Below are 17,721 nucleotides of genomic sequence, written 5' to 3' on the forward strand. Positions count from 1 at the left end.
AACTGTTAACGATAGGCAGAGAATATAATAATGAAAGCCATAAAACTTTCTTCTACAGACAATGTAGCCACGCTACTGGGTAGTGTAGAAAAGCATGAACTCGTTGAAATTATTTCAGCTGACAATGAAGTGATTGCACAAGTTAATGCCCTACAAAAAATCACATTCGGCAACAAGATTGCACTTGGCGATATCCCGCTTGGTGAGCACATTTTGAAATGTGGCCATTCAATTGGTAAATCGATTGTTGAAATTCCGCTAGGTCAACTTGTTCATGTTCAAAATGTTCGTAGTGAACGTTTAGACATTCCTGAAGCAATTATTGAAGAAATCATCAAACAAATGGGGATCGAGCAGTAATGAGCGCGACATTTAAAGGTTACCCACGTCCAAACGGTACATTTGGTATTCGCAACAATGTGATGATTGTTGCAATTGATGAATGTTGTGAAGGCATTGCACGTAACATTAGCAAAGAAATTGATGATTCGGTTGTTGTCACTAACCATTACACCTGTATGTATGGTGGTAATGAAGAGATGATCGACACCATTATTCATACGGCAACTAACCCAAATATTGCGAGTGTGCTGGTTATTGCAATGGGGTGTGGTTCGATTGATCCTGAAATGATTGCAGAGCCTGTTCGTAAAGAAGGCTTACCTGTTCATAGCCTAACGGTCATCAAAAACAAAGGTACGGTTGAAACCATTAAAGACGGTATCGAACTTGCGAAAGAGCTAAAAGCATACGCAGATGGTATAGAGCGTGTTGATGCGCCTGTTTCAGCACTGCGTATCGGTATTAAGTGTGGTGGATCAGACACATCCAGTGGCCTTGCTTCTAACCCTTCGGTGGTGCAGCTTCAGATAAGCTGGTCGATATGGGGGCTACCACAATGGCAGGTGAGCTATTAGAGCTGCTTGGTTGTGAAGATATCCTGAAAGCGCGTTCAGTTACAGTTGAAGTCGGTGATAAAATTGAGCGCCTCATTGCAGAAGATTTAAAGCGCTGGCACGTAATTGAAGGCACTGAAACTATGTCTATTGGTAACAGTGTCGGTGGCTTAACAACCATAGATGAAAAATCACAAGGTGCGATGCACAAAACGGGTACGCGCCCAATTCAAGATTGCCTACGCATTAGCCATGTTCACCGTGAAAAGCCGACTGTTCCAGGGTTCTATTTAACGGAAACGACCATGTTGTGTGGTGGAGCAGCCATGCACTTTGCATCGCTTGGCTGTCAGTTGATTCTTTGGACTGCTGGTGCCGCTGGTTTCAATAATTCCATTGTCCCTGTGATTCGTGTTTCAGGTAATAGTTCGCTGATCACCGCTGATATGGACATCAACGCATGCGGAATTATGGATGCAACAGACACGATTGATAATGTCTCCAATAAGATTGTCGAGAAGGTGTTTGATGTTGCAAGCGGCGCGCCTACTAACCTGGAAGGTATTGGTTTTGCTTACGCTTCACTGTACCAAAAAGATCAGCGCTTAGAACATGTTATCGGTATTTGCCCTCAATAATAACTATTAAAGGGGGTATCACCTCCTTCATGTGAGATAAAAAAAATGAGTAAGATTGCTCCTAATAAATCACTTGGTTTAACCCTTGCCCTTATTTGTGCTGCGCTATGGGGCGCATCGTTCCCACTTGGTGGTGTGCTTGCTGGGAAGCTGGACCCGGTTGTTCTCGCTATAGCACGCTACGCAATAGCTACTCTTGGGTTTGTTGTTCTGTTTGTTTTTTCTAAGAAGCATACGCTGAAAAAAATCCAGAGTAAGAAAGACGCGATTTTGCTAATGAGCGCCGGTATCTCAGCGCAAGCCGTGTTCTTCTACTTCACTATTCTTGCTTATGAATACACGTCATCAGGTGAAATTGGTGTTATCAACGGCATGGCACCATTCCTAACAATGGCGGCGGTATTTATCATTGATAAAGTCAAGCCATCAGCGGTGAAAGTGTTTGCTGTTGTGCTGTCATTGGTTGGTGCGGGTGTGATTGCTTACGATCCCTCGAATAAGATCCAAGGTCTGAACTTTGGTCACTTGTTTGCTCTTTGCGGTGTACTAGGTTTTGTTACTTACAATTACATTCTGGGAAAATTCGGCTCTGATCTAAACTCACGCTACGATACGTTCTCAAGCTGTTTCTACCAATTCGGTGCTGCAACAGTTGTTCTATTAGTCGTCGGTGTGGTAACGGGGGCTGATTTCAGCACTGCCACTGTCTTGGTTGAAAACGGTAAGCATATTGCGACAATTCTTTCCCTTGGCTTGCTATGTTCTGGTATCGCTTATGCGGTTTGGGAAGTCGCTACTTTGAAAACACAAGATGCTGTTATCACTACTATGGCGCTGAATGTTCTGCCGTTGTTCGCGATGATCGTTGCTTACTTCTTGCTTGGCGAAACCATTACTCTACAAAAATTAGCCGGTGTCGTGACAGTTGTTATTGCGCTGTGTATCTACACTGCAGGCGATAAATTTAAGAAAAAAGCGTCTCTTCAAGAAGCCGCTATTTAATACCCCACTGCGAGCTGCCAGTGACGGGACTGGCAGCTTCTTTCTCTCTTAATCAAATGGAATCAGGGTTTGATTAAGTGAGAAGGTAACAACTTAATTATAAGAGATAAGATAATGCAATTTCATGAATTGAAAATCACGGATGTAGAAGTTATTCACCTGCGCGTGCCTGCACTTGATGAGGCTTGTGAGTGGGGAGAAGATGGTGTGCTTATTCGTGTTCATACCAATGCTGGGATTACAGGGGTGGGCGAGTCTGATAGCTCACCAATGATGATTGAGGCTTGTATTAAAGCAACGCAAAGTCATGGATCTTCTCAAGGTCTTGAACGCCTTCTTATTGGTGAAAACCCACTAGAAATTGAGCGCTTATACACCAAGATGTACAACGGCACCCATTATGCGGGCCGTCGTTCAACAATGATCCACGCTATTTCAGCTATCGATATGGCGCTATGGGATATTGCTGGTCAATTCTATCAAGTGCCAGTATGGCAGCTTTTGGGCGGTAAATTCCGTGAAAAGATCCGTGCATACGGTACCTTCATCCCATCAGCCATCAAAGAAGAAAACATTGCTCGTACAACGGAATTATTAGCGCAAGGTTTTACTTCTCTGAAGTTTGGTGGTGGTCCGCTAGGTAAAAATGCAGAGACTGATTACGAAATCATTAAGACTGTTTGTGAAACTGCTCGTAGTATCAACAAAGACGTTGAAATTGCGATCGACTTAGCGAGCGCATGGCGTACAGCTGGCCACACAATTGAAATGGCGAAGAAGTTAGAAGAATTCAACCTACTATGGATTGAAGAGCCGATTACTGATGATGTGCTTGCTGGTTACCGTAAGATTTCACAATCGACCTCACAAAAATTGGCTGGTGGTGAAACGCTAACAACACGTTATGAGTTTGCGAATTTCATCGAAAAATCGGGTGCTGACTTTGTTCAACCTGATGTGACCCGTTGTGGTGGTATTAGTGAAATGGTCAAGATCTACGACATGGCACACATGGCGGGCATGAAACTCGTTCCTCACGGTTTCTCAACGGGTATCTTAATTGCTGCAACGGTACACTTTCTCGCTTCTCGTGAGCATGGTGACCTGATTGAATACTCTCAGAGTACAAGCCCACTGTTTACGTCACTGGTAAAGAATCAAATTCAGTTCAATAACGGCTTTGTTGACGTACCAAATACAATTGGCTTGGGCGTAGAGCTTGATGAAGAGGTGATTGCTAAGTACCGAGTTAATTAATAATTTTCTACTATGGTACAAATGAATCGTTTAAAACGATTTATATCTATATAAATAAGCCTAAGTGCGTAAGTATTTAGGCTTATTTATTTGTGTGATAATAAAACATTAGTGTCATTTGCTTTTATACCTCCATCCTCATCCTTTTTAACTGTCGCTGGTTAAAGTTCAATTTTTCTCATCATATTTTTCATCTGAATACTGTTTTTTTGTCTGGTTATATATTATGGTTGCGAAAATGCGCTGGTATGAATACATCACTTTATAATTTTCTCTAAAAGATTTTCTGCATAATAGGTCCTGTCGTTAATGTTATCTGAAGCTAAAACAAGAAAAAAAATACTTTCAAATGCAACAGATCTCTTTGCCCATAACCCGTATGGAAAAGTGACGATTAGGAAAATTGCACAAAGTGCGAATGTTAGCCCGAGTTTGGTTATTTATTATTTCATCTCAAAAGAGAACTTATACTGTCAGATATTTGAAGAATTCTTTCCTGAACTTGAATGTATGATTAAAAAACTAAAGAAAGAATCAAATCTGACATTATCTATGATAGTGAATAATTATATTGAAGCTTGGCGTGTTAATTCACTTATACCTGTCATTATTCATCGTGAGTTATTGTCGTTAGACCATACAGAAGCCAAAAGTAGGCTGATAAATAAGCTATTGATGCCTCATAAAAAAAAGTTAATGTCTTTGCTTAGTAGCATCACTGAATGTAACCCATATAATGAAAAATACTATTACATGCTAGTGATGTCACTTTCAACTTATCCGTTTATCTCTGAACATATAAGCAATGAGAAAAACATAGACTTATCATTTTTACAAAATGTCTATGAAAGCGTTTTGCCCCAAGCTGTTTGCTGAATTTTTATTTTTCATACCTAGTGATAGGTATGTGTTTTTTGAGAAAGAGTGACTTTCCATTGGTGTAACCATAGATACAAGAAGAGGGATCATGAAAAGAGTAGCAGTAATTGTAAGCGCAGTACTAATGCTAGCCGGTTGTGGCGGTGAGTCTGGGGACAATAATGGCTCAACGCCTACGTCGCCATCAGTATCAAAACCATTGCCGACCCGCGGTGGCTTGAAGCTGACAGATGCACAATTGACCAAGCTGAAGGAGATTAAATATCAGTCAGTCGATGGTAAGGCGTTTGAAGCACATAACGTATTCAAAAAATAAGGATAATTATAATGAATAGTATCAATAAATTAGCGCTTGCAGTCTCACTCGGCTTAACCACTTTTGCTTCAGCTGCTACCACGAACATAAATAGCTTGCAGGGTTACTATAAAACGCGAGCTACAATCGACTACGTTTCTGACAAGATGATGCAGAACAAGGTTGATTTCTTTGCTTTAGATTATGCATTACACGCTAAAGGTATTGCGATAGGTGGAGGAGCGCTTCAATTAGATAACTTTGAGACTATGCTGGCTACGCACCCACACGTATCTGACACTAGCCAAAAAGATGTGCTTCGCCAAATAAAAGGCCAGTTTGGTTATAAGCCTTATGTCTGTAAGGTTGCAGACTCTGGTGCTGTCATTGTGTTTGAAGTCGATGATGCGGGGGCTAGTTGTAAGTTAGACCCGAAAACCATCAGTAAAGCGATGGCTAAAAATACTCGAACAGGAAAAGTAACCTTCTTTACGCAATTAGGTAATGAGAGTGAGCAACAATATTTGATCGATACCTACCTTGTGAATGGTAAGAGAGAAACGATTTCATCGTCTTTCTTACACAGTTTTAAAGGGCAGTTAATCGGTGATGTGACCAAGGTAACCCGTGATAATTCTACGGGTGTGGCGAGGTACAATATTGAGCAATATGCTGATTATGGTCCTGAAGATGGTCAGAAAATTGCGTTTAAGTCTTATCAATGGACAAGTGAACCCTTAAATCAAGATAACAGCAATCTTGAGAATGTCGCAGTAAATACATTTATGGTGATGTCTGGTAAAGCAAATCAAATGTATGACAACAATAATAATACGCTTAAAGACGTTGCGACTTACTGGGCTACGCGTGATGTGATTGGTGTACACAAAAACAGTAGAAATGAAGATGTAATTATTGTTGATGATGTACAGCGCCGTCTTGTACTGCAAAGTGATTCATCGGTTAAAAATGCCGATGCTTATAACTCTGAGTCAAAAAGCAATTGGTTAGACTATAACTTTAACAATATCCATGATCTAACAGGTGAAAGCCCTGATGCTTGTATGATTAAAGAGATCAGTGAAGGTAAGCCAGTTGTTCGCTATAAAGGTTGGTACCGCTCTTTGGGATCTTGTCAGCCAACAGCTGCTGATATTAAGGGTAAAGAAAAGGTTATTTTCACTACCTTTACAACAGGTCAAGGTAAACAGATTAATGTAAAAGACTCAGCTTTAGTACGCAGTGCTAAGGATATTATTGATGTGGTTGAAAGTGTATCAAACTCAGTCAAGCCTGCTGCAAAAATAGACGATAAGGTCTTTGCCGAAATGAAAGCAAAATATGAAATGAAAGAAAAAGAGTTTACTGGTTTTTCTAGCCTCCAATTTTGGAAGTAATTTTAAAAGATAATAATGAGCGCCTTACTTAGTAAGGCGTTTTTTTTCATTAGCTTAAATCGAGCTTGATCACTTTATTGGCGGAGATGAAAACTTTAATTTATTTCGTTGAACAAAAATGTCCTTTTGTTTAATGGTTCAGGTTAATTATGCTTTTATGTTCCAATATAATCACAAAATATAAAGTTGAGTGTTTAGGCAATAGCTTACCTTTTGGGTTTTATCGTTATGAGGTCCAGAAAAATAGGCATTTGCGTTTCTCATTTGAACAATGAAACAGACAAAGTATTGAGCATAAGAAAACGAGTTCATCTTTCTTATCTCCTTTTCTTTTATTCGCAGTGAATATCATATTAAGCGAACCGTTAAGCACAAGAAGATATTATGAATTTATCTCGTTATCTCACTATACGTCATCAATTTTGGTTGTTAATGGCTTTTGTTTCAACTGGCATAGCAGTCATTATTCTTATGAATGCAAATGTTCATCGTACAAATAACCTTCATTTAGTGTCACTCGATCAGCAATATTACCCAGCAATGGAGGTTGTTGTTCGCTTAGATGGCACACTACCGCGCCTGACTCAGCAGTTTGAAACGGCTGTTGTCACAGGGGAAGAGGATGCACTTAGCGAAGCTGCTTCTATTTATCTTTTACTAAAGAAAGATTTAGCTGAATTTAAAAAACTGTTACCACAAAAAAGTAATGAACTGTCGCATGTTGAAACCTTGATGGCGAGTTACTTCAATGCAGGTAATCAGTTGGCTCTCGACTTCATTAACATGAACGAGTCTGTTGCCGTTATTTCTCAAAAAGCGGACCAAAATCGTCAGACGCAGGAAAAACTCGAAGCAGAGCTACAAACCTTACAAAACTACGTGCGAGAAGAAGTTGTTAGTTTGATCGGTAATGCTAGGGAAAGCGCAGATCAGGCAGGCTTTAATTCTGTTGTATCGGGCCTAATTGTGGTGACATTTTTGCTCGGTTTTGGTTTTGCAATCTTACGTTCGATCAGCCAGTCCATTGCGATTGTTACAACAAGAATGAATGAGATCGCGAACGGAGAAGGTGATTTGACGGTTCGAATTCACTATGACGGCAAAGATGAAGTGGCAGAGCTTGTGAATAATGTGAACCAGTTCATCAGCAAGTTACATAGCACTATTTCCGAGACAGTCTCTAGCATTCATCAGCTAGAAGCAATTACACAGCAGCTATCTGAAAGTCGTCAAGACACCTCTCGATTTACTGCTGAGCAGCAATCGAACATTCAGCAAGTAACTTTGTCCGTTGGTGAAATGTTGCAAACTGTTAGTCATGTTGCTGACTTTGCCAACCAAGCCTCACAGCAGGCGAATGACGCCAATACCAAAGCTGATGATGGCTTTGGTGTGGTTCAACAAACAGTACATGTTATTAATGTTTTATCTGATGATGTCCGTAAGATCGCGACTGTTATCGATAAGCTAGAACAAGATACAGCAAACGTTGATGCTATTTTATCGACGATCAAAGGCATTGCTGATCAAACCAACCTATTGGCCTTGAATGCGGCAATTGAAGCCGCTCGTGCTGGCGAACAGGGGCGTGGTTTTGCTGTTGTTGCTGATGAAGTGCGCACACTTGCTGCTCGAACCCAGCAATCGACAGAAGAGATCCAAGTGGTATTAGGGGAGTTGCAAGTTGCTTCTAAATCGGCAGTTGAAGCCATGCATCAAGGGTTACGCCAGACAGAAGATGGTGTGAGCAGTGCTGCGACCGCTGGAGAAAGTTTACGTTCAATTACAGAGAAAGTGGCTGGTATTACCGTTGTAAATGATCAAATCGCTTCAGCCACAGAAGAGCAGCACCAAACCTCGTTGATTATTCAAGAGCAGCTGCAAGAGTTTAACCGTAGCGCAGAACAAGTGTCGTCCTCGTCGGATCGATTAGGTATTGCCAGTGATCAATTGGTTGGGGTCGTCGATCAATTAAGCCATTCGACGGCACAGTTTAAAGTTTAACGGCGTCTATCAAAGAAAAATCAAATGTTATTGCAGAGCCCTAACGAGGGGCTTTGCGATAAATACCGCGACATCAAGCAGTTACACACTATAAAAATAAATCGGAGTTTCATGATGACAATAAAGGCTTTTCGCCTATTGCCACTAGCAGCCTTGTGCGCGCTTTCTGGCCAAGTTAACGCTGCGAGCGCAACAGATGCTCGTATTAGTGAGCTAGAAAACCAAGTGTCAGTTTTATCAGAACAGCAGCAGTCTAGCATCGCAGATCGTTTTCAATTTGATGGTTTTGCATCGTTAAATCTTCAAGTGGCGAATAACAAAGCCGGTTATGCAGGCGCTTCGGATAAGTTGAATTTAGATGAAGGTTCGTTATTCGGTTTACAAACGGTATTTACGATTAATGACTCAACCCAAGCGACAGTGCAGTTGGTGAGTCGCGGTACTGAGCTTGAAAACTGGAAGCCACAAATTGAGTGGGCTTTCATTAGCCATGAATTTACCCATAACCTAAAAGGTCGAGCGGGTAAATTGCGTCTACCACTATTTATGTTATCGGATTACTTAGAAGTGGGTTACGCGCAGCTAGGTGTGCGTGTACCTAATGAAGTATATGGCAATGTGGTGGCAACCTCGTTTACCGGTGCTGATATGCTTTACGATATCGAGCTGGATGATAGCAGCATTCAACTACAAGGTTTTGCGGGCTCTCATAACCTAAGTTCAGATAAAACTAAATTCCGCGCACAGACGAAATTCGATCAAATTTATGGTGGTGTTGTATCGTGGACCAACGATACGGTGACACTGCGTTCAAGCTATGCGCAGGCAAAAGTGACGTCGCAAGACAACTGGACGCTGAGTGGCAAGCCGGTTGGTGCAACGACTTTCCAAAATGATGAAGCGAAGTTTTACGGTGTTGGCGCACGTTTCGATGGTGAAAACCTGTTCGTGATGTCAGAAGTGACACGTACAGAAACTCAAGGCTTCTACCCTGATGCTGATGCTGCTTACGTGACTGCGGGTTACCGTATTGAATCGGTCACACCTTACTTCACAGTTTCACATCTGAAGACCAAAGACAACGATGGTCGTAAGAAAGCTTCAGCGCAAGCTGCGGCAAACTTTATGCAGAATCAGACCAAACCTAATATGTTTTTAGCGGGTTCAACGCGACTACAGCAAGAATTGCTTGATATGCAACGCACTAGCTACAGTGTGGGGGCGCGTTGGGATGTTTACACCAACATGGCGCTAAAAGCCGATGTGACTTATGTGACTGATTTTGGTGATACCAACGGTGGTTTACCGGGCGCTGTAAATGCCAAAATGAAAGGTCAAAATATTGATGACACCATGGTGTACACAGTCAAACTTGATGTTGTTTTCTAAGGAGAAAGTCATGTTGAAAAAAACAGTTTTAGCACTTTGCCTTGCTGCATCAAGCTTTGCTCAAGCGGGTGTGGTGGTTATTGCAAACCCTGCTGCGGCCGATCTTGACGCTCAAACCATTAAGAAAGTTTATTTAGGTAAAGCGAAATCGCTGAATGTTGAAGCGATTGACCTAGCCGATGGGCAGCCGCTTAAAAGTGAATTCCACGCTAAAGTGACCGGTAAAACAGAAGCACAGCTTCAAGCATACTGGGCGAAAAAAGTATTCACAGGTAAAGGGCAGCCACCTAAAGCATTGAGCTCCAGTGCGATTGTCAAAAATACCGTTGCGAATACAGCGAACGCGATTGGCTACATTGACGAAAGCGAAGTTGATGGCAGCGTAAAAGTGATTTTACGTCCATAATAAAATTTGGGTTAGCCTGATGTAGGGCGGATCATTAAAACGATTAAAGTCATCATGTTTGATGGCTTTTTTTATGCCCATAAAAAGGATATGCGTATTCACGCTACCGCGACATAACCTTCTCGGGTACACTGCAAGGTATTAAGCCTAGGTCTGTATAGCAAGGTCATTGCCTCGCTAAGGTAGTGTCATTCTTAATAAGTCACTGTGTATTGTTGTCGTTTTAAGCAACTGAACATTGACTTGTCCAGGTTGATATAAGAACTAGCAATAGATTAATAATCCAGAGCGAATTTATGTCTGAACATGAAGAATACGAAGTAGAAGCATTAGAAATTGAAGTTTCTGCTCAGCCAATTGAATTGTATAAAGTGCTTAAAATTGCCAACTTAGTAGGCGGTGGCGGTGAAGCTAAATTTGCCATCTCTGAAGGTTATGTTGGCGTTAATGGTGAGCTAGAACAGCGTAAGCGTCGTAAATTATACGATGGTGATGTTATTGAGTTTAATCAAGAATATTATGTGGTTGTTTGTGATCAACCAGTAACAGAACCAACAGAAAAAGTAGCTAAAGAGGCGAAAGCTGCCCAAGTGGATAAGCAACCAGCAGCATCGAAAAATTCAGCAGTAAATAAGCGAAAGAATAAGTCGGCTAAAGCATCGTCAAGCAAGGCATCATCTAAAAAACCGGCGAAAAAACCGGCTAAACAAACTGCAGAAAAGCCGTCATTTGATAAAACGACAGGGCGCAAATCGCTGAGTTTTTAACTGAAATGTTTTAGAGAGAAAAGACTCTACGGAGTCTTTTTTATTGTCTGAAGATGGCGTGCATATAGCTGTGTCATCAAGCCGATGCTCATTCATTATCAAATGGTTATTGCTCACTATTTGTTTCGTTCATCGCCTTGATATGGTTTGAAAATTGATGGCGGATGGTTTCTCGTAGCCATTCTATTTTAGGGTTATGCGTATTTCGTTTGTGCCATAGCAAACAATATTGAATCGTGAGTTGTTGGTATTCTTCCTCTGTGATGGGGAGAGGGCGCATTGTTAACTCAGGGCTGTGCTGCTTAACATAGGGAGCAATAGAAGAAGGGGCTGTGGTTATTTGCTGATGACCCGGTTGCGCTGTCATGAAAAGGGATTGCTCGAAATCCGACAAGGTAAAAGAAACTCTACGCTTTAAGCCTTTTGTTGCCAATAACTCATCGAACGCAAACTGTTCACTCTCTTCCCAAAGAATCGAAATGAAATCAAAAGACAGCAAGGTATCCAGTGTCCATGGTTGTGTTAACAAAGGATGGTCATTGCGCAAGAAGACCATGGGTCTGTCTTCATAAAGTACTTCGTAGTTAACATAGTAGGGGAGCTCTTCAAGGGTCTCTTGCGATCGATGATGTGTCTCTCTTCCGCAGAAACCTAAGTCAGAATCACCATTAATAATGCTATCGAGGGAGCTTGATTGCCAATTTCGAATACGAATGGTGCAGTCTTGATATTGCTGTTGGATTGCTTGCGCAAGCTCAGGAAAGTAAAGGAAATGAAAGGGGGACTCAAGCATCAACTGGAAGTTTAAACCCACAGGGTTAATATCGCCGTTTCTTTCTGCAATGCGAGAGGCCAATAAAAAGAGTTCAGCCAACTCTTGCTCCATGCTGAGCGATAACTGAGTAGGTTGTAAACCATTTGGTGCTCTGACAAAAAGCGGGTCATCAAACCAGTCTCGTAATTTGGCGAGTGATTTACTTACTGCTGAAGGCGTAATGTTGAGTTTTTTAGCGGTATGCGTCACGCTCCGTTCTTGTAATAGCGTTTGCATGGTGATTAATAAATTTAAATCTAAGCGGTGCAGGGGCTTTCGCATTGTCGGTATAGTCTCTTAAATAATGCTACTAAAAATACCATCACCATTGTTAAACGATGAACGACGACCTTCCTTAATATTAACGTTTTTTGAGAAATTAAGATAAAGCTCACTAAGCATATACCGCGTTTAGTAATATTTTCTAAGTGTAAATATTGCCTGTGAGATCGCAAAATAATGCTTTTATTTGATCTATTTGTCTTAACTATCTAAACGCTGCTGTACTCTGGGTTAATTGATAAGGAGTAGTTATGAAACAGTGGCTTAGGTTATGTGGTTTTTTACTGGTTGGCCTGTTTTTATTAGTAGGGTGTCAACAAGACGGTCAGTGGTATGCAACAACAATAAAATCCGATCCAGATTGGCAGCATGGGCAGCTTGAAAATGGCATGAAGTACCATCTTTACCAAAAAGATGATGAAGCTGTCGAACTGAGATTTGTTGTGCATGCTGGCAGCGCACAAGAGAATGAACAACAACATGGCTATGCCCATTTCCTTGAGCATATGTCCTTTAAAGATACGACGCAATTGGGGCAACAAGATGTATGGCAGTTCTTCGAGCGATTAGGATTGAGTGCAGGTGCTGATATTAATGCTTATACCTCTTACAACCAGACGTGGTACCAACTAACGCTGCCTGATTCAACTGATTTGCCGACGGCTTTTACATGGTTTCGGGATGTTGCTGACGGCATGTTATTAAAGCCGGAGCAGGTAGACTCTGAAATCGGAGCCGTCATGGGGGAGTATCGCCTTCGTTTACCGCAAGAGCGCAGTATCTACAGTCAGGTAGAAGCGCGCCTTCGTGCGGATAATACGAGTTATCATGAGGTATTAGGCACTAAGCAGAGTATTCAATCGGTAACGCCAGCAGCACTGAAGGATTACTATCAGCGCTGGTATTTCCCAGCGAATACGGAATTAGTGGTAGTGGGTGATTTTGATGCCACTACCATTGAGGCGCAAATAGCTCAGCACTTTTCCTCATGGCTAGGTCAGGGGCAGAAAGTTGCGAATATTGAGCCAATACAGTTACCGAGTCAGAAAGCGCACGCATTAGTTGCCCCTGAAGGGACAGAGTCGGCACTGATTATTGTCAAACCACTCGGAGAAGCACAACGCTTAACTTATGGTGATCAATTCCGATCTCTTGAAGTTGATTTGTTAAATCACCTCATACAAGCACGTTTACTGGATCGCAGTATTGCACTTGCAAGCAATGCGAGTTACGTAGAAGCTTATGCTGATACGTTTGAGGGACAGAAATTTAGCGCCCTTGCAGTCGGTTTTAAGGAAAAACACCGCGCTGAAGTACAAGATTTTGTGGCTAAAGAGCTGGCGAATCTGCGTGATCACGGTATTGGACAGGCTGAATTAGCGGCGGCGATGGCCAGTTATCAAACAAACTTAAAGAACCATGCTGAGAATTGGAAAGCCGATGATTCATGGGTGATTACCGACAGCATGTTTACCAGCTTATTTGAACCTCGCACCCTGATGTCTGAAGCTGAACATAAAGCGGTTCTAGTACGCTTTGTGGCAGAGATGGATCAGGCTCGAGTAAATAAGAGTTTGAAACAGCAGTTAACACAGTTACTTGATCAGCAAGCAACCTATTACTTTATGGCTTATACCAAGGCTGAGCAATCGCAACAGCTTGCGCAAGATGTTCAGCTATTCACGCAATCTTTGGCTAAATCAGGTCATGCCTTGATGTTGGCAAAAACGGTTTCTGTTTTTCCTACACCTGCTCGGAAAGGAAAAATCCTTTCCGAGCAACAAGTCGATGATACAACTTGGGTGTGGCAACTTAGCAATGGGGTGGAGGTTTGGTTTCAGCAAATGCCAGAAACAAAGCAAAATGCGTACATGAATTGGGCCGTAAAAGCGGGTCGATCGCAATTGGATCCTGCTTTGTATCCAGCAAGTGAGTTAGCCTTCGAGACCTTGTATCGCAGCGGCTTCGCTGGACTAGATGTCGCAGCGATTGAAAAAGTATTTTCAGCCAATAATACCTTGCTTACGCCTTACCTTAATGACTATGACAACGGATTATCGATTGCGACTCAGCACGATAATTTACCGTTTGCCATGTCTGCATTACATCATGTGTTAACTGAAGGCAAAGTTGATCCTGTGCAGTTAAAGCAGGTGAAAAAGCAATATGTAGAAGATCGGGCTGAGTATGAAAGGTCGCCATGGGGGCTTGTGTTGAAGAAAGTGAACGATAGCCTGATTGCGCGTGGCACGTTTTACAATATTTGGCCGAGTAAAACCTTTGCCGGTGTAACCGATAATGACGTTCAGCAGGTTTACCAAGATTTATTCCAGCAGCAGCATCACAACCGTTTAGTGATTGTTGGGGATCTTCAACCTGCGGATATTACACCACTGTTGCGTCAGTATGTTGCGAATATTCCACTAGCTGCCAACGAACATGAACGGTCAGCTGTGGTGGAGTTAAACAAGGCACCTCAAGTATTGGAGTTACCCGTATCAAACGAAAAATCAGTGGGCTACCTGTTGTTTTTGTCTAACCCGGTATCAGATGAAACCAAAGTGTTAGCAACGGATGTGATGGCACAAGACATGCTGCTTCGTATTGTTAATCAGCGTGCATTTCAATTGCTTCGTGGTCAATATGGCTTAAGCTATGCGCCAAGCATTATTGGTGATATCCCAGATAGCGGCGCATACAGCAGTGTTATTGTTAGTTTGAACATAGATAAAAAAGATTTAGCGAAATCGAAGCAAGCAGTAGCTGAACTATTAAAAGGGGTTCAACAAGAAGGGATAACCCAACAAGAGCGAGACACCGCCGCCAAACAGTTGGCATTGGATTTAAAACCCATGGCCAAAAATGGGGCGGAAACAGCACGTTTCATGGGGCGTTACTTGCTGCATGGTTATGATGTCGAGGCTGTGAAAAATCCGCAGCGTTTTATCGATAAGGTCACTGTTGAAGTGTTAAATCAACAGGCTAGTAGCTTGATGGGAAAACAAAGTTACACCATTGAAGCGACGATATTGCCGAAAGGCTAGTTTATACCAATTTAACTAAGTAATTGATCGTTCTTGCTGGTTAAAATCAATGATAACTGCGTTATAGATTTTGTAGATAGAACAACTAGCTATCTGCAATCTACGCCTTGTTTTCAGTGCTTTTTCTGCGCAATTACCTGAACATTTACTTACCCAGATTGGTATTACTCGTAATCATTCCACCCTAATGAAAAAGTCGCCAACTAGGCGACTTTTTCATGTGAGCGATATTAATTGCAAGATAAGGTTCAAAACTAACTAAGGACTAATTCAATATCAATATGGGGGTAGTCTTGTGTCAGCTTGTGGGCTAGTGATTGTTTAATATCAGCTAAAAGAGTGATGCCTTTGTTTTCAACCTCTTCAGTGGTAAAGCTTAAAACAATCAAATAACTGCTACCTGTTTTGCTGATGAAGACATTGTTTGCAGTTGTTTCATTTTGGGACAGTGCCTGAGTAATTACACCTTCAATGGCTTGATAAGCATCGACATTTTGTAATCGTCCACCGGCTAGCTCGATAAAGGCTTCCCTCACGATATGAATAGGCTGTTTGGCCATTATCATCGCTAAAAAAAGAACCATAATGGCATCGCCAATATACAATAAAAAATCAAAACTGCTTGCTGGATTAATGTAACCAATAAGCACCAGTGCAGCACCTGTACCCGCAGACATAAAACCATCGACTAATGAGGATGCTTTATCGGTTTCAAGCATACTGCTGCTGTTACCGGTACGTTTATTTTGCTGGTGATAAAAAAGTGATAGGCTAAAACAGATCACAACCATAGCAATGGAATAAATTAAGATCGGCCCTGTCTTTAGCATCGACAGTTCTTCACCTTGAATATACTTAGCTATTTTGGATACATTTGCTGTTAATGCTGTCAGCAATACGCCGCCAATTAATAAGCCTTTGAGTAAAGAGTAAAGAGCTTCTGACACATATAAGCCAAATGGAAAGGTGTTGGAGCGGTTGGCTTTGATTGCTGAAATTTTTAACGCGGCAATGGAAGATAGAAATAAAATAAACGAGAAATTACCGTCTAATAGTAAGGCTTCAGATCCTGAAAGGTAAAAGGTTGCCCAACCTGAAAAAGCCATAAATAGATTGGCGCATAGTCCGACTGTTAATGATTGGCGCTCAATTTTTATTATTTTATCTTTCATCTATTGTTCTCTAAAGGTGACGATTTACTAAGTAGCGTAGATAAAACGCTCTATGGTAGAGCGTTTTATCAATATGGCAATGATGGTAGCAACTGGGCTTTAAAAGCGGTTAGCGACAGTTATCGCAATGGATTGGCTATCATAATTAGCTTTAAATTTAGTATTATCGAGCTGAGTATCGCTGTATATATACTTAATACCCGCTTCCCAGGCTGGGTTGATTTGATATTGCAAGCCGGCTTCAGCTGCGGCGTAACTATCACCATCCCAGAATTGGTATTGTGCTTTTGCCAAAATAGAAAGCTGATCAGTAAAGTTATACTGAGTTTTTGCTGCTAGGTTTGGCATTGCTCGCCACGTTTCGTCACTGGCGAACTTTCCACCTTGATCTTGATCGACAGACACCTTGATCCAATGGGCGTATAAACCTAAACCAAAATCAACGTTGAATTTGTCATTAACTTTATAACCTTTGTATACCGAAGACCCTAGCATCCAATGACGAAAGGCAGTGAATAATTGTCCATCGCTTGAGGTATAGGTAGTGCCATCTACCGTAAAGGGCTTGGTTGCTTTACCGCGGCGACGGGTTTCACTTGGAATAAATTCCAATTCAAAACTGTTGTCGTTGGCTAATTCAAGTTGGTAATTGATGTATGAAAAGGGTTGGTATTCATCGATGAGTTCGGAGCCGGCTAGAAACTCTGTGGCGCCAAATTGCCCTGAACTGTCGGCAAGGTTTACACCTACCCCGAGCTCAATGCGGTGTTTACGGTCGGTTGAGACGATTTGATAGCTGGCACGGTCGCGTTTACTGTCGGAGAATGCCTCCTCAGTTAGTGTGACCCCCAAAGCTATACCGTCTTCCGTTGGTTGTGCATTAAAGTAAACACCTTCAGTACGGTATGGCGAAACAAAATATTGATTAACCAAAAATGCGATACCAGCACCTGCAACTACATCACCGGCATAGTGGTGATTACCATGAAGACGACTCACCGCGACTAATGTCGCACCTGTATACGCAGGGATCCCCCAAGCTGCACCATAGCGAGACTGTAAAAACGCAGCGCCAGAGAAAGCGGCAGACGTATGGCCTGACGGAAATGAGTGCCAGTTACTTTCATTAGGACGCTTACGACCTATGGTGAATTTCATCCCTTGAACGATTGCTTGCGTAGATGCTGTGGCGTAAACAAGCTGTTTTGCACCTTCTGCATCATCATACATCCATGCAGCAAAAAGGCCGGTAGCGGGTAATAAAATTTGTAGCATGTCACCCGCTTCGACAAATTCGTCATTGTTGGTACGGGTGATTTCATTGTCGCTAGCTAATGTATAGCTTGGCAGCAACATTGCTGAGCTCAGTAAGAAAGAAAGTGCTTTATGTTTCATTTTACATCCTTGTTGTTCATTGCATCTTAGAGTGTAGATAGTACAAATGAACAACTTCAACAAAGGTGAATAGCTGTCTTTATT

Annotated in this window: 14 protein-coding genes and 1 pseudogene; 12 read left to right on the forward strand and 3 right to left on the reverse strand. The window is 41.9% G+C overall.

Annotation, left to right across the window (positions count from 1 at the left end; translation table 11 throughout):
* Positions 1-30: 30 nt before the first annotated feature.
* The 11 genes and pseudogenes from OCU77_RS04835 to OCU77_RS04885 all read left to right on the forward strand — a co-directional run bounded on the left by OCU77_RS04835 (position 31) and on the right by OCU77_RS04885 (position 10,930).
* Positions 31-360, forward strand: a complete 330-nt coding sequence (locus OCU77_RS04835; RefSeq protein ID WP_048898655.1) for a UxaA family hydrolase — start codon at positions 31-33, stop codon at positions 358-360.
* Positions 361-422: 62 nt separating this feature from the next.
* Positions 423-1,534 (forward strand): annotated as a pseudogene (locus tag OCU77_RS04840) (UxaA family hydrolase).
* Positions 1,535-1,579: 45 nt separating this feature from the next.
* Positions 1,580-2,536, forward strand: coding sequence for a DMT family transporter (locus OCU77_RS04845; RefSeq protein WP_048898656.1), 957 nt, complete (start codon positions 1,580-1,582; stop codon positions 2,534-2,536).
* Between the two features lie 114 nt (positions 2,537-2,650).
* Entirely contained in the window at positions 2,651-3,793 is a 1,143-nt protein-coding gene (locus tag OCU77_RS04850) for a mandelate racemase/muconate lactonizing enzyme family protein (protein WP_107302338.1), read from the forward strand.
* 309 nt (positions 3,794-4,102) lie between these two features.
* Complete coding sequence (locus OCU77_RS04855) at positions 4,103-4,669, forward strand: TetR/AcrR family transcriptional regulator (RefSeq protein WP_048898657.1); 567 nt, start codon at positions 4,103-4,105, stop codon at positions 4,667-4,669.
* Between the two features lie 91 nt (positions 4,670-4,760).
* On the forward strand, positions 4,761-4,988 hold the full coding sequence (locus OCU77_RS04860; protein WP_048898658.1) for a hypothetical protein: 228 nt from the start codon (positions 4,761-4,763) through the stop codon (positions 4,986-4,988).
* Positions 4,989-4,999: 11 nt separating this feature from the next.
* The gene (locus OCU77_RS04865) at positions 5,000-6,364 is read left to right on the forward strand and encodes a hypothetical protein (protein WP_107302339.1); all 1,365 of its coding nucleotides are present in this window, start codon (positions 5,000-5,002) and stop codon (positions 6,362-6,364) included.
* 384 nt (positions 6,365-6,748) lie between these two features.
* On the forward strand, positions 6,749-8,368 hold the full coding sequence (locus OCU77_RS04870) for a methyl-accepting chemotaxis protein (protein WP_048898661.1): 1,620 nt from the start codon (positions 6,749-6,751) through the stop codon (positions 8,366-8,368).
* Between the two features lie 111 nt (positions 8,369-8,479).
* Positions 8,480-9,757 carry a hypothetical protein gene (locus OCU77_RS04875; protein WP_239685956.1) on the forward strand — a complete coding sequence of 426 codons (1,278 nt, stop codon included), beginning with the start codon at positions 8,480-8,482 and terminating at the stop codon, positions 9,755-9,757.
* A gap of 10 nt (positions 9,758-9,767) precedes the next feature.
* Positions 9,768-10,163 carry a type 2 periplasmic-binding domain-containing protein gene (locus OCU77_RS04880; protein WP_048898663.1) on the forward strand — a complete coding sequence of 132 codons (396 nt, stop codon included), beginning with the start codon at positions 9,768-9,770 and terminating at the stop codon, positions 10,161-10,163.
* Positions 10,164-10,459: 296 nt separating this feature from the next.
* Positions 10,460-10,930, forward strand: coding sequence for an RNA-binding S4 domain-containing protein (locus OCU77_RS04885; RefSeq protein WP_053111812.1), 471 nt, complete (start codon positions 10,460-10,462; stop codon positions 10,928-10,930).
* Positions 10,931-11,036: 106 nt separating this feature from the next.
* Here OCU77_RS04885 and yidZ read toward each other — a convergent pair whose 3' ends face one another.
* On the reverse strand, positions 11,037-12,026 hold the full coding sequence (gene yidZ / locus OCU77_RS04890) for an HTH-type transcriptional regulator YidZ (protein WP_048898665.1): 990 nt from the start codon (positions 12,024-12,026) through the stop codon (positions 11,037-11,039).
* Positions 12,027-12,277: 251 nt separating this feature from the next.
* Between yidZ and OCU77_RS04895 the strand changes: the two genes are divergently transcribed.
* A complete protein-coding gene (locus tag OCU77_RS04895; protein ID WP_048898666.1) occupies positions 12,278-15,070 on the forward strand; it encodes a M16 family metallopeptidase in 2,793 nt (930 codons plus the stop codon).
* Positions 15,071-15,324: 254 nt separating this feature from the next.
* Here OCU77_RS04895 and OCU77_RS04900 read toward each other — a convergent pair whose 3' ends face one another.
* Together OCU77_RS04900 and OCU77_RS04905 are read right to left on the reverse strand one after the other, a co-directional pair.
* Positions 15,325-16,242: a cation transporter gene (locus tag OCU77_RS04900; protein WP_048898667.1), complete on the reverse strand. Its 918-nt coding sequence runs from the start codon at positions 16,240-16,242 to the stop codon at positions 15,325-15,327.
* Between the two features lie 99 nt (positions 16,243-16,341).
* Positions 16,342-17,637: a phosphatase PAP2 family protein gene (locus tag OCU77_RS04905; protein WP_048898668.1), complete on the reverse strand. Its 1,296-nt coding sequence runs from the start codon at positions 17,635-17,637 to the stop codon at positions 16,342-16,344.
* Between the last annotated feature and the right edge of the window lie 84 nt (positions 17,638-17,721).

The sequence above is a fragment of the Photobacterium swingsii genome, assembly GCF_024346715.1.
GTDB lineage: Bacteria > Pseudomonadota > Gammaproteobacteria > Enterobacterales > Vibrionaceae > Photobacterium > Photobacterium swingsii.

Coding starts and splice junctions, on each gene's coding strand:
- OCU77_RS04835 (WP_048898655.1), top strand. CDS start 31: ATGAAAGCCATAAAACTTTCTTCTACAGACAATGTAGCCACGCTACTG.
- OCU77_RS04845 (WP_048898656.1), top strand. CDS start 1,580: ATGAGTAAGATTGCTCCTAATAAATCACTTGGTTTAACCCTTGCCCTT.
- OCU77_RS04850 (WP_107302338.1), top strand. CDS start 2,651: ATGCAATTTCATGAATTGAAAATCACGGATGTAGAAGTTATTCACCTG.
- OCU77_RS04855 (WP_048898657.1), top strand. CDS start 4,103: ATGTTATCTGAAGCTAAAACAAGAAAAAAAATACTTTCAAATGCAACA.
- OCU77_RS04860 (WP_048898658.1), top strand. CDS start 4,761: ATGAAAAGAGTAGCAGTAATTGTAAGCGCAGTACTAATGCTAGCCGGT.
- OCU77_RS04865 (WP_107302339.1), top strand. CDS start 5,000: ATGAATAGTATCAATAAATTAGCGCTTGCAGTCTCACTCGGCTTAACC.
- OCU77_RS04870 (WP_048898661.1), top strand. CDS start 6,749: ATGAATTTATCTCGTTATCTCACTATACGTCATCAATTTTGGTTGTTA.
- OCU77_RS04875 (WP_239685956.1), top strand. CDS start 8,480: ATGATGACAATAAAGGCTTTTCGCCTATTGCCACTAGCAGCCTTGTGC.
- OCU77_RS04880 (WP_048898663.1), top strand. CDS start 9,768: ATGTTGAAAAAAACAGTTTTAGCACTTTGCCTTGCTGCATCAAGCTTT.
- OCU77_RS04885 (WP_053111812.1), top strand. CDS start 10,460: ATGTCTGAACATGAAGAATACGAAGTAGAAGCATTAGAAATTGAAGTT.
- yidZ (WP_048898665.1), bottom strand. CDS start 12,026: ATGCGAAAGCCCCTGCACCGCTTAGATTTAAATTTATTAATCACCATG.
- OCU77_RS04895 (WP_048898666.1), top strand. CDS start 12,278: ATGAAACAGTGGCTTAGGTTATGTGGTTTTTTACTGGTTGGCCTGTTT.
- OCU77_RS04900 (WP_048898667.1), bottom strand. CDS start 16,242: ATGAAAGATAAAATAATAAAAATTGAGCGCCAATCATTAACAGTCGGA.
- OCU77_RS04905 (WP_048898668.1), bottom strand. CDS start 17,637: ATGAAACATAAAGCACTTTCTTTCTTACTGAGCTCAGCAATGTTGCTG.